We start from the raw sequence: 13,023 nt of genomic DNA on the forward strand, positions 1-13,023 counted from the left end.
CATCGCATCTGTCAAGAGTCAAGCAATGCCTTTGACCTGCACCAATGCCCCCTTCCAACCCTCCCCGGGTTGGTCAGGTCTTGCCCTCGAGCATCTTGGCCAGGGCGGTTTCGTCGACCGTCCCTTTGACCGTGTTGAGGTGGCTGAGGATGGCCATGCGATCACCGGGTCCGCAAGAGGAGATCTCGACCATCCAGTCCTCGGTGGGTTCCGCCTCAACGATCACCTCGTCGGACCAGGCAATGACTTCGGAGGCGTCAACAAAGCCGCCGGTGATTCCGCGGATGAAATACTCAGCTCTGGTGCGATAATCCATGGCACCTTCCAATCAGATCACCCGAGGGTTGCCAAGCGCCCGTGCAACAAAGTGAACGCGTCGGAGAAACCCAAGGGGTCATTGCTTGACTCTTGACAGATGCGATGCCTCATCTGTCAAGAGTCAAGCAATGACCCCATACCAGCCCCCAATGACCCCATACCCCCCCCGGGGGGCAGTGAGCTAGATCCATTCATATCGATGAACTTGTTGAACCCGGGCCTGATAGTCGCTGCACTTGCCGTCATGCCATCTTCAGCCATCCACTCCCCCAAGGGATTCCCCTCCCCACGCCCCCATACCGGGCATCTCGAGAGCCTGAGTCCGGTCTTCGACGCCCTGGTTGATCCGGACGCGAAGATCGAGACATTGGCGGACGGCTTCGACTGGTCGGAAGGTCCGGTCTGGATAGCGGACGGGGGTTATCTCCTCTTTTCCGACATCCCTCCCAACAACATCTGGAAGTGGAGCGAAGTGGACGGACTGTCGCTTTATCTTCATCCTTCGGGATACACCGGAACAACCGGGCGCGGAGGCGAAGTGGGATCCAACGGTCTCACCCTGGATGCCCGGGGACGCCTCGTCCTCTGTCAGCATGGCGATCGGCGGATCGCGCGGATGACCCATCCGGTGTCGCATCCGCAACCCGAATACGAGACCCTGGCCGCGACCTGGCAGGGCAGGCGCTTCAACAGCCCGAACGACCTTGTTTACCACCCGACCGGCGATCTCTACTTCACCGACCCGGCCTACGGCCTGGAGGGACGGATGGAAGACCCCGCCAAGGAGATCGGTTTCCAGGGTGTCTATCGTCTTTCGACCGACGGCGTCGTCACGCTGCTGACCGACGAAATGACCCGTCCGAACGGCCTGGCCTTTTCACCGGATGCCCGGACCCTCTACATTTCCAATTCCGACGGCGGGGACCTCGCAGTCTGGAGGGCCTATGACGTGCAACCGGACGGAACCCTCGCCAACGGCAGGACCTTTGCCTCGGCGGCGGCCCTGAAGCGACCCGGCCGGACTGGTTCTCCGGATGGCTTGAAGGTTGATGTGAGCGGGAACCTTTTCGCTACCGGACCGGGCGGCGTCCTGGTTTTCTCACCCCAGGGTGTGCACCTCGGAACCATCGTGACCGGGCAGCCGACATCGAACTGCGCATGGGGGGATGATGGCCATACCCTCTACATGACTGCAGACATGCTCCTGCTGCGGATCCGGTTGAAGACCAGGGGCCCCGGATTCCGGTAAGACCCGAATCGATCCCTGCGACACACTTCAGCACATTTCAGACAGCATCCTACACGAGTTCATTGATGCCGCCCCCATCCCCTCTTCTTTCCGACCTTGATGAGCGCATGGCGCCATTGACCGGAAGCACGACGCCCCTGTACTGGCACGAGCCCGTCGCCGGTCCCTTCCGGCTTTCGGGTTTTGCGTGGTATCGACACGATCACGTCTACCGCCGTCTGCCCCTGGACAATCGTGAGGCACTGCCGGCGGCGGTCGACCACCTCGCCGATCACACCGCGGGGGGGCAGATTGCCTTTCAGTCCGATTCCCGACAGATTGCCATACGAGTGGACCTGAAGAGCCCGGCCGACATGAATCACATGCCGGCGACCGGCCAGTGCGGCTTCGACCTCTACATCGGACCGTCCTATGCCCGGCGTTTCCATGGCACCACCGTCTACGATCGCCTGCAGACCCGCTACGAAGCGCTGCTCTTTGAGCACACCGAGGCGAGGATGCGGGAATTCGTCCTCAATTATCCACTCTACCAAGGGGTCAAGAGGGTGCAGATCGGCCTGATCCCGAAGGCTTCGATCCGACCTCCGAAGTCCTGGTCCAGGGCCGGGCGGGTCGTATTCTACGGCACCTCGGTGACCCAGGGTGGGTGTGCCTCCCGGCCCGGCATGGCCTACACCAATATTCTCAGCCGTTCCCTGAACGTCGAGGTGGTGAATCTCGGCTTTTCCGGGAGTGGGAAAGGCGAGCCGGAGGTCATCAGGGCGATTGCCACAGTTCCGGATCCGTTGCTGTTCGTGTTGGATTACGAAGCGAACACCCAGGGGGACCTTGCCACGACGCTCCCTGAGGCGATCCGCATTCTTCGCGGCGCACACAAGGATGTTCCCATTCTGGTCATCTCGCGAATCGCATTCGCGAAGGACGCCACCCACGAAGAGAATCTCAGGGCGCGAATCGCCAATCGGGACTTGCAGTCCGAAGTGGTGACGGCGCAGCATGAAGCAGGCGACAACCGGATCCACTTCCTCGACGGGTCCGTCCTGCTGGGCCCGGAAACGGATGAAGGCACGGTCGATGGCACCCACCCCAGCGATCTCGGATTCATGCGCATGGCCCGGAACCTGGAACCGGTCATCCGCGACCTGCTGGGACCGACCGGACAGTGACCCGTGGACTGCTTCCTCTGGGGGACTGCGAGGGGTTCGAAGATCTTCTTGTCACTAAGCGCGTCTCGCGCACAGTGACCGCTTCCTCCTTTAATCATGATCACTTTTAATAAACGTATTCTTTTTGTCGGCTTTGGCGGCGTGGCTGAGTGCACCCTGCCCATTCTGTTCGAACACATCAAAGTCCCGGCGAAGAACGTCACCGTGATGGATTTCGCGGACCGGGCCGGGAAACTGAAAAAGTGGACCGCCCGGGGTGTCCGATTTGTGAATGACCGCGTCACCCAGGAGAACCTCGGCTCATTGCTCGGAAAGTATCTGGGGGCGGGAGATCTGCTGATCGACCTGGCCTGGAACATCGACGCACTGGAGATCCTCAGCTGGTGCCGGGAGCACGGGGTAATGTACATCAACACCTCGACCGAGCTCTGGGACCCTTACGCCGGCGGTCCCAACACCCACCCGACGACCAAGACCCTTTACTGGCGGCACATGAACCTTCGCCGCATGACGGCGGGCTGGAAGACCAAGGGCGCGACCGCCGTGATCGAACACGGGGCGAATCCGGGGCTGATTTCCCATTTCACCAAGCAGGGTCTGATCGATATCGGTGAGAGCCTGATCGCCGACAAGAAACTCAAGCCCCGCGCGGCGGAGAATGTCGCCGAACTCATCCGCACCCAGCAATTCAACCATCTATCGCGTGCCATCGGCGTGAAGGTGATTCACTGCTCCGAGCGCGACACGCAGATCACCAACCGGCCCAAGCAAGTCGACGAATTCGTCAACACCTGGAGCATCGAAGGTTTCCGCGAAGAAGGCACCACCACCGCCGAAATGGGCTGGGGCACGCACGAAAAGACGCTCCCGAAGAATGCCTTCGAGCACAAGAACGGCCCGAAGAACCAGATCTGTCTTGCACAGATGGGCATCAATACCTGGGTGCGCACCTGGGTGCCGGACTACAACATTCTCGGCATGGTTGTTCGTCACGGGGAAGCGTTCACCATCTCCGACAAGCTCACGGTGTGGGAGGGCAGGAAGGCGGTTTACCGCCCGACGATGCACTACGCCTATTGTCCCTGTGATGAAGCCATCGCTTCGCTCAACGAGATGCGCGGCTACAACTACCGACTGAACGAGAACCAGCGGATCATGAACGACGAGATCATCAGCGGCTCCGACATTCTCGGAGCGCTCATCATGGGTCACGGATACAACTCGTGGTGGGTGGGTTCCGATCTTTCGATCGAGGAGTCGCGCCGGCTGGTGCCGCACCAGAATGCCACGACCATGCAGGTCGCCATCTCGGTTGTCGGCGCGTGCATGTGGATGATGGAGAACCCGACCGAGGGAGTCTGCGTGCCTGATGAACTGCCCCACGAGTACATTCTGCAGATCGCCAAGCCCTATCTGGGCCGCTGGATCTCCAAGGCGTCCGACTGGACTCCTCTCAAAGACCGTGACCGGACATTCCAGAAGTACAACAAGCCCGACCTCGACCTGCGTGATCCGTGGCAGTTCAAGAATTTCCTCGTCACCGACGCAGGCTGACCGATCCACCCCATGATTACCAAATCCCGCCTTCAGGCCCTGGCCAGGGAGCACGGCACCCCCCTGTTCATCATTGACCACGCGGCTCTGCGCAAAGCCTACCGCAGTTTCCGCCGTCATCTTCCACGGGTCCAGGTCTACTATGCGGTCAAGGCCAACCCCGATGCCGAGATCGTGCGGACGCTCTTTGAGGAAGGCGCGAGTTTCGACGTAGCCTCGATGCCGGAGTTCATGATCGTCTACCAGAACATCAGGCGCATGCCGGCCAGGGAGCGCCAGCAGTGGATCTGGGACAAAACCATCTACGCCAACCCGACGAAACCGGTCGAGACACTGGAGCAGCTCAACAAATACAAGCCGCTCGTCACGTTCGACAACCAGGAGGAGATTCACAAGATCGCCCGGCATGCGCCCAACGCCGGCCTGGCCCTCCGCTTGAAAGTGCCGAATACCGGCGCGATGGTGGAGCTGTCATCGAAGTTTGGTGCGGCCCCCGGCGAAGCCGTGGATCTCATTCTCGAAGCCGACCGGGTCGGGCTCACCGTCGAGGGCATCAGCTTCCACGTCGGAAGTCAGACCACGAACTTCGACAATTACGTCCAGGCACTCGCGTTGTCGGCCAACATCTTCCAGGAAGCCCGCGACCGGGGCTACACCAAGTTGAACCTGCTCGACATCGGCGGCGGTTTTCCCGCGCCCTATGATGCCTCGGTCCGACCCTTTCCGGAACTCGCCAAGATCATCAACACCGAGTTGGACCGCCTGTTCCCGAAGGACATTCAGATCATCGCGGAACCCGGGCGATTTTTGGCAGCCGTCTGCGGGACCTCCATCGCTTCCGTCATCGGCAAAGCAGTGCGCGACGGCAAGACCAGCTACTACATCAACGACGGGGTTTATCACACCTATTCCGGAGTGATCTTCGATCACTGCAAGTATCCCGTCCACGCCTTCAAGAAGGGCCCGACGAGCATTTGCTCGGTCTTCGGCCCCACCTGCGATGCACTCGACGTGGTTTCAATGTCCGAAAACCTGCCGGACCTTGAGCGCGACGACCTCGTCTACAGCGTGAACATCGGCGCCTACAGCCACGCCTCGGCAACCTACTTCAACGGCTTCCCTCCGGCAAAGGTCGTCCACGAAAACCGGTAACGCGGAACGTTCAGAAAACGGCTTCCTCCCGACGGGCCCTGCTCCGGATCCTCAACGCCGTCTCTCCAGTCACCGCAGGAGGCCGTGGCGGGTCCTGCGTATCCGCACGCTGACTACCTTGTATTCCGGGCACATGGCTTCCGAGTCATGCACGTCGGAAGTGAGGTTGTTCACCATGATTTCCGGAAAGTGAAACGTCGTGCTCACCACGCCCTGCTTGACCTCGTCGGTGATCCGGGCCTTGACATCGACCTTGCCGCGTTCCGAGGCGACGCAGACCATTTCCCCGTCCTCGATTCCGGCCTCGGCGGCATCCAGGGGATGCACCAGCAGCACATCCTCGGTGATGAGGTCCACGTTGTCGGTCCGCCGGGTCTGGGCACCGCAATTGTAGTGCTCGAGGTTCCGGTTGGTGGTCAGAATGAGGGGGAATTGCGCCTTGTTCTCCCTGATCTCACTGCTCTCGCGGAAGGCGTTGAACTGAAACAACCCCTTGCCCCGCTTGAACGTCTCGGTGTGAAGAATCTTGGTATCCTTCCCGTCGGGCGTCACCGGCCACTGCTTGCCGTTGATGCCGAGTTCCTCCCACTTGATTCCCGCGAAGAACGGGACGATCCGTGAGATCTCCTCCAGGACGCCGGCCGCATCGTAGTCAGGCTGCGAATACCCCATCCGGTTCATCAGATCCACGACGATCTGGCCGTCCGGCCGCGTGCCCTCGAGCGGCTCGACCACCTGGTTGACCCGCTGGACCCGCCGTTCCCCGTTGGTGAAGGTCCCGCTCTTTTCGAAGAAGGATGCTCCGGGCAGAATGACATCGGCCAACTTCGCCGTTTCGGTCATGAAGAGTTCCTGCACAACCAGAAAATCGAGCGCTTCAAGGGAGCGTTTCACCTTCTGGGAATTCGGATCGGTCTGGACCACATCCTCACCGATGATCCAGAGGGCCTTCAGCATGCCGTCCCGGGCCGCGTCGAACATCTCGGGGATCTTGTAGCCGATCGACGGAGACACGGGGACCCCGTAGAAGTCCTCGTATCGGCCGATGATCTCGGGATCGGTCACATCGAGATATCCGGCGCCCAGATGCGGCTGGACCCCCATGTCGGCGGCGCCCTGGACGTTGTTCTGTCCCCGCAGCGGATTCACGCCGACCCCGGGCCTCCCGACGTTGCCGGTCATCAGGGCAAGGTCGGAAATCTGGATCACGGTGAAGGTGCCCTGGGAATGCTCGGTCACACCGAGCCCGTGGAAGCTCATCGCATTCCCGGCTGTCGCATAAGTGATGGCCGCCGCCCTGACCTGCTCGCGATCGACCCCGGAAACCCGTTCCATCTCATCGAGATCGAGGGCGAGCAACTGGTCGCGAAACTCCTCGTAACCCTCGGTCCGCTTCTCGATGAAGGACTTGTCCACGAGATCCTCCGCGATGATATAGTGCATCATCATGTTCAGGACGGCGACATTGGTGCCGGGTCTCAGCTGGAGGTGATGGGTGGCGTAGCGGGCCATTTCCGTGCGCCGAGGATCGATGACGATCGATGGATTCCCCTTCATCTGGAACTGCTTGAACTTCGCTCCGGTGACCGGATGGGCCGCCGTGGGATTCGCCCCGATGACCAGGATGCAGTTGGCGTATTCCAGGTCGGCGATCGAATTGGTGGCGGCTCCGGTGCCGAAGGCGCGCTTCATGCCGAGCGCAGTCGGTGAGTGGCAGACCCGGGCGCATCCATCGATATTGTTGGTGCCCACCGCGGCCCGGAAGAACTTCTGCATGAGGTAATTCTCCTCATTGGTGCAGCGCGCCGAGGAAATGCCGGCCACCGAGTCCTTTCCGAATTCCCCGATGTAACTGCGGAATCTCTTCTCGATCAGGTCGTAGGCCTCATCCCAGGTCGCCTCCTCGAAGGATCCGTTGCGCTTGATCAGGGGTGAGCGCAGGCGATCGGGGTGGTTGTAGAATTTGAACGCATAGCGGCCCTTCAGGCAGGTATGACCGGCATTCACCTCGGCATCATAGGGCGCCCGGATGCTGGTGATCGCTCCGTTGGAAGTGGACACCTCCAGATTGCAGCCGACTCCGCAGTAATTGCAGATCGTCCGTGTCTTGGACGTCGCCACGATCGACTTCGAGCTGAACACATCCGAAATCGCGGCCGTCGGACAGGCCTGTGAGCACGCCCCGCAACTCACGCAGGGGCTGTCCTCGAAGCTCTGGTCGAGACCCTTGATGATCCGGTTGTCGAATCCGCGTCCGGCCATGCTCAGGACGAACTCGCCCTGCACCTCATCGCAGGCCCGCACGCATCGGTAGCAGTTGATGCACTTGCTCAGGTCGGACCGCATATAGGGATGACTCAGGTCCTTCGGGCGGTCGAGGTGATCCTCGCCCTTCGGGTAGCGGACCTCGGTGATTCCCACGCGGGCGGCCACTGTCTGCAATTCGCAGTTCCCGTTCACCTCGCAGGTCAGGCAGTCGAGGGGATGATCAGTCAGCACCAGTTCGATGATATTGCGGCGCAGGCGCTGAATATTCCCGGAGTCGGTGGTGATGTATTGCCCTGGACGAACGGGTGTGTGACAGGAGGCGACCGCCTTGGTTTTTCCGCCCTTTTCCAGGGCGACGTCCACGCTGCAGACCCGACAGGACCCGAACGGTTCGAGATTGGGTGCGTCGCACAGGGTGGGAATGACATCCGGCCCGAGCGCACGCCGCGCGAAGTTCAGGATGGTCTCCCCCTCCCGGATCTCAAAGGGCCGGCCGTTCAGATAGGCGGATTCAGGCATGGTTCACCTCCCGTGAAAAATACTCGCTCAACTCTTCGCTGAAATACTGCAGGGCGTTTCTGACCGGGAGGGGAATTCCGCCCCCGTGCATGCAGAGCGAACCGGATTCAAGGGTATGGAGAAGATCCTCAAAGAGAGCGGGATCGATGCGGTATTCGCCTCGATTGGCCAGCTGGAGCATCTCGTGGGCCCGCTTCGTCCCCAGCCGGCAGGGGAAACACTTCCCGCAGCTTTCGACCGAGGCGAATTCCATCAGCTTCTCCAGATACTCCATGATGGGAAAGGACTCCGGAATGGAGACGATCGAGGCATGGCCCAGCATGAAGCCGGCCCCGGCAAAGGATTCGAAATCGACGGTCAGTTCGTCAATCATCCCCGCCGGAACGATGCCGCCCAGCGGCCCGCCGATATGGAGGGCCTTGACCGGTTCCCTGAAGCCGCCTCCAAGATCATGGACCACTTCGGAAAGGGGGGTCCCCATCTCCACTTCGCAGATACCGGGACGATTGAAGAAGCCGTCCAGACTGATCAGCTTGGTTCCGCTGGATTTTGCGGTTCCCAAGGACGCATAGGCTGCCCCGCCATGTCGCATGATATAAGGTACGACCGCCAGGGTTTCGACGTTGTTCACAATGGTCGGCTTGTTGAAAAGGCCCTGCTGAGCCGGAAACGGGGGACGGGTTCGCACTTCGGGACGCTGTCCCTCGATGCTGCTGATCAGGGCCGTCTCCTCCCCGCAGATATAAGCCCCCTGCCCCCGGACGATCTTGAATTCGAAATTGAACCCACGTCCATTGATGTCCCTGCCGAGGAGACCGTGATCCCGGAATTCCTGAATGGCGGCCTCAATGATGGGAAACGATTCGGGGTATTCGGCCCGGATATAAAGCACGCCCCATTCCGCTCCCATGCAATAGCCGGCGATGATCATCCCGAAGAGAACCGAATGGGGCCGCTGTTCGAGCAAGTAGCGGTCCGAGTAGGCGCCCGGATCCCCTTCATCGGCATTGCAGATGATGAATTTCGTTTTGCTCTCTTCCTTTCGAGCGAATTCCCACTTGGCCCCCATCGGAAACCCGGCGCCTCCGCGGCCCCGGACACCCGCCCGTTTGACCTCCTCCAGGACGTCGGCGGAATCCTGCGCCAACCTGGCCTTAAGCAGCCCGGCCATGGCCAACATGCCCTCAAAGGGCGCGGTCAGCACCGACACGCCAAGTGATCTCACCTCGAATTGGTCCCGGTTCAGGGAGTTGTCGCCCTTCAAAACCGAGGCTATCCCGGCCGGGTCCAGGGCGCTGTAGGTCCTGCCGGCATAGTGGAAGGCCCCGTTCTCATGACATCGGCCCAGACAGGTCAGATGACCGATCTCCCCGGGTTTGAGATGCTTCTGCAATTCAGTTTTGACCGCTTCCTGGGTTCCTGCGCAGAGACAGGCCGAACCGTTGCAGACATAGGCCTTCTTGCCCTGGTTTTCGGGGCGAAGCAGATCGTAGAAGGTCGCCGTGCCATAGACAATGGCCGGACCAATCAGAAACTCATCGGCGAGACGTTCCATGTCCTTCCGTGATGGCGTCCCTTCTGCCCTGGCCTCGCCGATCCGTGAAAAGAGGTTGTCGCCAATCCCTTTTCGTCGGGCAAGTTCGCTCAGGTTTCTCGACATGGCGCAGAGGTCTACCCGCCTCGCCCGGTCTTGGAAAGAAAGATCTGCCGGCACGGCCCGATCGCCAAAAGAACGCGGAGGCGGCGGATCGCCGGGCAGAAGATGATTGCCGACCCGAGTCAGCGAGCAAAGGGCAGCGCGAAATGGCGACAAGCCATACTGACCGCATTTCCGAGTTGCTGAATGGAATTGAGCTCTTTCAGGTGTCGACGCGACCTTTTGGAAAGCCGGTCTGGTCAGACTCTGGAGCAAGGCGGACAGTGTGACTCTCTTTGACGATTTCCGCTGCGGGCCAATCGAGCAATAGGGCGCTCATGTATCGAGCCGGGAATTGAAAAAGAGCCGAATGTGACAGAGGATAATTGCCAAACCCAGGAACTGCCATGAACTCGAACATACGCGTCGAAACCGACTCCATGGGGAAAATCAACGTTCCCGCTTCCGCACTTTACGGAGCCTCCACCCAACGGGCGGTTGACAACTTCCCCATCAGCGGCCGATCCCTGCCTCCCCGTTTCATCACCACGTTGGGACTGGTCAAGCGGGCCTGCGCCGAGGCCAATGCCGAATTGGGCCGGCTTGAGCCGGCCCTCGCCGAATCCATCGCCGCCGCCGCCGCCGAGATCGCAGAAGGCCGGCTGCTCGAGCACTTCCCGCTCGATGTGTTCCAGACCGGCTCCGGCACCTCGACCAACATGAACGCCAACGAGGTCATCGCCAACCGATGCTCGCAGATCGCAGGTCAACCCCTTGGTTCCAAGCGTCCGGTGCACCCCAACGATCACGCCAATTGCGGTCAGTCCTCCAACGATGTCATCCCCACCACCCTTCATGTCAGCGCCGCCTTGTCTTTAAGGGAGGACCTCCTCCCCGCCCTGCAAGGCCTGAGGACCGCTCTCGGAGAGAAGGCCACGCAATGGTCGGATACCATCAAGCTGGGCCGCACCCACCTGATGGACGCGACCCCGATCACACTCGGACAGGAGTTCTCCGGCTACGAACGTCAGATCGCCAAGGCCATCGAACGGGTCCATCGCTCCATCGCCGCGCTGGGCGAACTCGCCATCGGCGGCACTGCCGTCGGCACCGGGCTCAACACCGACGCGGCCTTCGGAGCCGCCGTCTGTCGTATCCTTTCATCACATACGGGCATCGCCTTCCGTGAAGCCGAAAATCACTTCGAGGCACAGGGCGGCCGCGACGATGCCGTCGAAGTCGCGGGGCAACTCTGCGCCATCGCCGCCGCCCTGACCAAGGTCGCCAACGACATCCGCCTGCTCGGCACCGGCCCGCGGGCGGGCCTGGGCGAACTCCAGCTACCCCCGACCCAGCCGGGATCCTCCATCATGCCGGGCAAGGTCAATCCGGTCATGTCGGAGATGCTGGTCCAGACCTGTCACTACGCCGTCGGCCTGTGCCAGACGGTGACACGCTGCGGTCAGGACGGTCACCTTGAGCTCAACGCCACCCTGCCCCTGATCGCCCATTGCCTGCTGACCTCGATCCGTTGCCTGGCCAACGCCAGCCGGACCTTCGCCACCCACTGCGTCGAGGGCCTCGGTGCCGACTTTAAGCGGTGCTTCGACTACGCCCACAACGCCCTCGGTCTCGCCACCCTTTTGAATCCCCACATCGGGTATGACCATGCGGCGAAGGTCGCCAAGACCGCGCATACCGACGGCATTTCGATCAAGGCCGCCGCCCTCAAGCTCGGTTTCCTCGACGACGCGTCCCTCGACGAAATTCTCTGGGGAGAGAACAATCGGTGACAGGCGGCGAAACCGGATGATCTTCAGTCACCGGAAGAATCCACGGGTATCACCTTTGCCCCTGTTTTCGACCTCCAGGCCTGGCATCCTCCGGGGCGGCGGTTCGTAACTGCTTTATTCCAGCTTTGCCTGGAGCGCCGCAACCTGCTTCTTCAGCTCACGCAGCTGATTCTGAATCTCGGGCAGACGTTGGACACTGACCCACTGACGCTTGGCCTGGGTGTGCGACACGGCAGGATAGCCGAGCACCGTGTCCTTATCCGGGATATCGCGCATGACGCCGGACTTGCTGCCGATGGTGACCTGCTTGCCGATCTTCAGGTGTCCCGCAACGCCGGACTGAGAAGCGATGACACAGTAATCGCCAAACTCGGTGCTGCCCGCAAATCCGCATTGGCCCAGAATCAGGCAATTCTCACCGAAGATGACGTTGTGCGCAATGTGGACCAGGTTGTCGATTTTCGTACCGGACCCGATGACCGTCGATCCCAGAGCGGCGCGATCAATCGATGTATTGGAGCCGATTTCCACATCGCTACCAATCACCACGTTCCCGACCTGTGGCATTTTGAGGTGTCGCCCTTTGTCAAATACGTAGCCATAGCCGTCTGCACCGATCACGGTTCCGGCGTGGATGATCGTGCGGTCACCGATCTCGGTGTTCGCGTAAAGGACCACGTTAGGATGCAAACGGACGTCGCTGCCGAGTCTGACTCCATGTGCGACATGATTTCCGCCGATCAGCGCGCTACCCGCGCCGATGCGCACGTTTTCGCCGATGACGCAGCCGGGTCCAATATGAGCGCTCGGGTCGATCTCTGCGCTGGCGGCAATACTTGCACTCGGGTGAATGCCTGCTGCGAATTCCTCCGGCGGGAAAAAGAGCGGTATGGCGTGGGCGGCGGCGATACGCGGGTTGGCCACGCGGATCAACACTTTCGAGGTCGATGGGCATTCGCCCGAGACCAGAATGGCGGTGGCCTGGCAGGCATTGGCCGCTGCAAAATAGCTGTCTTTTTCTGCAAACGTCAGATCGCCGGGATGGGCGCGGTCCGCAGTGGCGAAGCCGGAGAGCTCGATGCTGCCGTCACCAATGACTTCGCCGTTCAAATGAAATGCCAGTGCTGCGGCCGTAATCGTCATGCGGTTCCTTCAAGGGGGGTATGGGCGAGGCCTGCGAAAGAAGAAACGCCGACCTGAGGGATCAGAACCGCTGGATGCCGGTCCTGTCAAGGTATCCGGACGCATTGCCCCTCCACCGGACATCGTGCCGTAACTGATTCATCAGGCATGGATCTTCAGGGAGCCGAAAACCGGAGGGGAATGTGCCTGCTTCACTCCGGGGTGGTTCTCAGCTGAACGAGGAAC

9 protein-coding genes are annotated in these 13,023 nt (G+C 60.8%); 5 read left to right on the plus strand and 4 right to left on the minus strand.

What is annotated here, in order from left to right:
• Nucleotides 1-73: 73 nt before the first annotated feature.
• Nucleotides 74-316 carry a hypothetical protein gene (locus R3F07_18655; protein MEZ5278410.1) on the minus strand — a complete coding sequence of 81 codons (243 nt, stop codon included), beginning with the start codon at nucleotides 314-316 and terminating at the stop codon, nucleotides 74-76.
• 201 nt (nucleotides 317-517) lie between these two features.
• Between R3F07_18655 and R3F07_18660 the strand changes: the two genes are divergently transcribed.
• The 4 genes from R3F07_18660 (at nucleotide 518) to R3F07_18675 (ending at nucleotide 5,439) form a co-directional block, all read left to right on the plus strand.
• A complete protein-coding gene (locus R3F07_18660) occupies nucleotides 518-1,567 on the plus strand; it encodes an SMP-30/gluconolactonase/LRE family protein (protein MEZ5278411.1) in 1,050 nt (349 codons plus the stop codon).
• 65 nt (nucleotides 1,568-1,632) lie between these two features.
• Complete coding sequence (locus R3F07_18665; GenBank protein ID MEZ5278412.1) at nucleotides 1,633-2,733, plus strand: SGNH/GDSL hydrolase family protein; 1,101 nt, start codon at nucleotides 1,633-1,635, stop codon at nucleotides 2,731-2,733.
• A 96-nt stretch (nucleotides 2,734-2,829) separates the two neighbouring features.
• Nucleotides 2,830-4,287 (plus strand): saccharopine dehydrogenase C-terminal domain-containing protein, encoded by a 1,458-nt coding sequence (locus R3F07_18670; GenBank protein ID MEZ5278413.1) that lies wholly within the window; start codon nucleotides 2,830-2,832, stop codon nucleotides 4,285-4,287.
• A gap of 12 nt (nucleotides 4,288-4,299) precedes the next feature.
• Complete coding sequence (locus tag R3F07_18675) at nucleotides 4,300-5,439, plus strand: type III PLP-dependent enzyme (GenBank protein MEZ5278414.1); 1,140 nt, start codon at nucleotides 4,300-4,302, stop codon at nucleotides 5,437-5,439.
• Nucleotides 5,440-5,508: 69 nt separating this feature from the next.
• Here R3F07_18675 and fdhF read toward each other — a convergent pair whose 3' ends face one another.
• Together fdhF and R3F07_18685 are read right to left on the minus strand one after the other, a co-directional pair.
• Nucleotides 5,509-8,226, minus strand: coding sequence for a formate dehydrogenase subunit alpha (gene fdhF / locus R3F07_18680; GenBank protein MEZ5278415.1), 2,718 nt, complete (start codon nucleotides 8,224-8,226; stop codon nucleotides 5,509-5,511).
• A complete protein-coding gene (locus tag R3F07_18685; GenBank protein ID MEZ5278416.1) occupies nucleotides 8,219-9,886 on the minus strand; it encodes an NADH-ubiquinone oxidoreductase-F iron-sulfur binding region domain-containing protein in 1,668 nt (555 codons plus the stop codon). Before R3F07_18685 ends, fdhF begins: the two co-directional genes overlap by 8 nt.
• Before the next feature lie 383 nt (nucleotides 9,887-10,269).
• On the opposite strand from R3F07_18685, the gene R3F07_18690 reads away from it, so the two are divergent.
• Nucleotides 10,270-11,655 (plus strand): class II fumarate hydratase, encoded by a 1,386-nt coding sequence (locus R3F07_18690; GenBank protein ID MEZ5278417.1) that lies wholly within the window; start codon nucleotides 10,270-10,272, stop codon nucleotides 11,653-11,655.
• 114 nt (nucleotides 11,656-11,769) lie between these two features.
• On the opposite strand, the gene lpxD is transcribed toward R3F07_18690, so the two are convergent.
• Nucleotides 11,770-12,798: a UDP-3-O-(3-hydroxymyristoyl)glucosamine N-acyltransferase gene (gene lpxD / locus R3F07_18695; protein ID MEZ5278418.1), complete on the minus strand. Its 1,029-nt coding sequence runs from the start codon at nucleotides 12,796-12,798 to the stop codon at nucleotides 11,770-11,772.
• Between the last annotated feature and the right edge of the window lie 225 nt (nucleotides 12,799-13,023).

The organism is Opitutaceae bacterium (genome assembly GCA_041395105.1).
GTDB lineage: Bacteria > Verrucomicrobiota > Verrucomicrobiia > Opitutales > Opitutaceae > B12-G4.

Bases quoted from the DNA above. Each gene is read 5' to 3' on its own strand.
- R3F07_18655 (MEZ5278410.1), bottom strand. From the start codon at position 316: ATGGATTATCGCACCAGAGCTGAGTATTTCATCCGCGGAATCACCGGC.
- R3F07_18660 (MEZ5278411.1), top strand. From the start codon at position 518: ATGAACTTGTTGAACCCGGGCCTGATAGTCGCTGCACTTGCCGTCATG.
- R3F07_18665 (MEZ5278412.1), top strand. From the start codon at position 1,633: ATGCCGCCCCCATCCCCTCTTCTTTCCGACCTTGATGAGCGCATGGCG.
- R3F07_18670 (MEZ5278413.1), top strand. From the start codon at position 2,830: ATGATCACTTTTAATAAACGTATTCTTTTTGTCGGCTTTGGCGGCGTG.
- R3F07_18675 (MEZ5278414.1), top strand. From the start codon at position 4,300: ATGATTACCAAATCCCGCCTTCAGGCCCTGGCCAGGGAGCACGGCACC.
- fdhF (MEZ5278415.1), bottom strand. From the start codon at position 8,226: ATGCCTGAATCCGCCTATCTGAACGGCCGGCCCTTTGAGATCCGGGAG.
- R3F07_18685 (MEZ5278416.1), bottom strand. From the start codon at position 9,886: ATGTCGAGAAACCTGAGCGAACTTGCCCGACGAAAAGGGATTGGCGAC.
- R3F07_18690 (MEZ5278417.1), top strand. From the start codon at position 10,270: ATGAACTCGAACATACGCGTCGAAACCGACTCCATGGGGAAAATCAAC.
- lpxD (MEZ5278418.1), bottom strand. From the start codon at position 12,798: ATGACGATTACGGCCGCAGCACTGGCATTTCATTTGAACGGCGAAGTC.